Consider the following 1,938-nt stretch of genomic DNA (forward strand, 5'->3'; position numbering starts at 1 on the left):
ATCTCGGCAATCATCGTGCCTTATCTCTATTCCGAACTGAAGGAGAAGGCCCGATGAGCAGCCTCACCTCTTCCATCGGCACGTCGGCCGCAATGCTTTCGCAGAGCGGCGATAGCAGGACGAACAGCGCCCGCTGGATCGGCCGACTGGCCATCTACGGCCTGCTGGTGATCTTCGCCATCCTCTACCTGATGCCGCTCTTCGTCATGCTGACGACCTCGTTCAAGACGATGGACGAGATCCAGGGCGGCAACATGCTGGCGCTGCCGCAAGCGCCGACCTTCGATCCCTGGGTCAAGGCCTGGGGCGAGGCCTGCGTCGGGCTGACCTGCGCCGGCATCAAGGGTTACTTCTGGAACTCGATCAAGATGGTGGTGCCGGCGGTGGCCATCTCCACCATCATGGGGGCGCTCAATGGTTATATCCTGACCAAATGGCGCTTCCCCGGCCATACGCTGGTGTTCGGGCTGATGCTGTTTGCCTGCTTCATCCCGTTCCAGTCGGTGCTCTTGCCGATGGCGACCATCCTCGGCTCGCTCGGCCGCTTCGGCGTGACGCTACAGAACGCCACCGGCTGGAATTTCGGCTTCGGCAATTCGACCGTCAACCTGGTCTTCGTCCATGTCGTCTACGGCCTCGGCTTCACGACGCTGTTCTTCCGCAATTTCTACGAGGCATTTCCGACCGAGCTGGTGCGCGCCGCCCAGGTCGACGGCGCCAGCTTCTTCCAGATCTTCCGCCGCATCATGCTGCCGAACTCGCTGCCGATCATCGTCGTCACCGTGATCTACCAGTTCACCAATATCTGGAACGACTTCCTGTTTGCTTCCGCCTATGCCGGCACCGGTGACTCCATGCCGATGACGGTGGCGCTCAACAACGTCGTCAACACCTCGACCGGGGTGGTCGAATACAATGTCAACATGGCGGCGGCGATGATCGCGGCCGTTCCGACGCTCATCGTCTATATCCTCGCCGGCCGCTACTTCGTGCGCGGTCTGATGGCGGGCGCAGTCAAAGGGTAAGTCATGGCCTTCCTGGAAATCTCCGGTCTCAGAAAGCGCTTCGGCGCCGTCGACATCCTCAAGGGCATCGACCTCGAACTCGAAAGGGGCGGCTTCCTCGTGCTGGTCGGCCCCTCCGGCTGCGGCAAGTCGACCCTGCTCAACACCATTGCCGGGCTGGAGACGATCACCTCGGGCGAGATCAGGATCGACGGCCGCGACATCAGCGGTCTGCACCCGTCCAAGCGCGACATCGCCATGGTGTTCCAGTCCTATGCGCTCTATCCGAATATGACGGTGGCTGGAAACATCGCCTTCGGCATGGAGATCCGCGGCGTTCCGAAGGAGGAGCGGGCCAAGGCGATCAAGCAGGTCTCCGACATGCTGCAGATCGGCCATCTGCTCGACCGCAAGCCGAGCCAGCTCTCCGGCGGGCAGCGCCAGCGCGTCGCCATGGGCCGGGCCTTGGTGCGCAATCCGCAGGTCTTCCTGTTCGACGAGCCGCTGTCGAACCTCGATGCCAAGCTGCGGGTCGACATGCGCACCGAGATCAAGCGGCTGCACCAGCGCATGGGCACCACCTTCGTCTATGTCACCCACGACCAGATCGAGGCGATGACGCTGGCGACCAAGATCGCCGTGCTGAAGGACGGGGTGCTGCAGCAGTTCGGCACGCCGGCCGAGATCTATAACAGCCCCGCCAATCTCTTCGTCGCCGACTTCATGGGCTCGCCGGCGATGAACCTGCTCAACGCCACCGTCGAGAACGGTGCGGCCGGGCTGGCCGTCTCGCTCGAGCGGCCGAACGGCGCGCCGCTCAGGCTGCCGGTCGTCTCCGGCAATCACGGCCTGTCCGCCTATGCCGGCAAGCCGGTGATCTTCGGCATCCGTCCCGAAGCCTTGACCGATCCCGACGGCGCCGACCGCAAGGCGC

Annotated in this window: 2 protein-coding genes; both read left to right on the forward strand. The window is 63.4% G+C overall.

The features are described from left to right. The first annotated feature begins 53 nt into the window (after positions 1–53). Entirely contained in the window at positions 54–1,025 is a 972-nt protein-coding gene (locus tag B5E41_RS30810) for a carbohydrate ABC transporter permease (protein ID WP_088397322.1), read from the forward strand. A gap of 3 nt (positions 1,026–1,028) precedes the next feature. After that, on the forward strand, positions 1,029–1,938 hold a 910-nt coding region (locus B5E41_RS30815; RefSeq protein ID WP_088397323.1), incomplete at its 3' end, for an ABC transporter ATP-binding protein.

The organism is Rhizobium esperanzae (assembly GCF_002204185.1).
GTDB lineage: Bacteria > Pseudomonadota > Alphaproteobacteria > Rhizobiales > Rhizobiaceae > Rhizobium > Rhizobium esperanzae.

Bases quoted from the DNA above. Each gene is read 5' to 3' on its own strand.
- B5E41_RS30810 (WP_088397322.1), top strand. From the start codon at position 54: ATGAGCAGCCTCACCTCTTCCATCGGCACGTCGGCCGCAATGCTTTCG.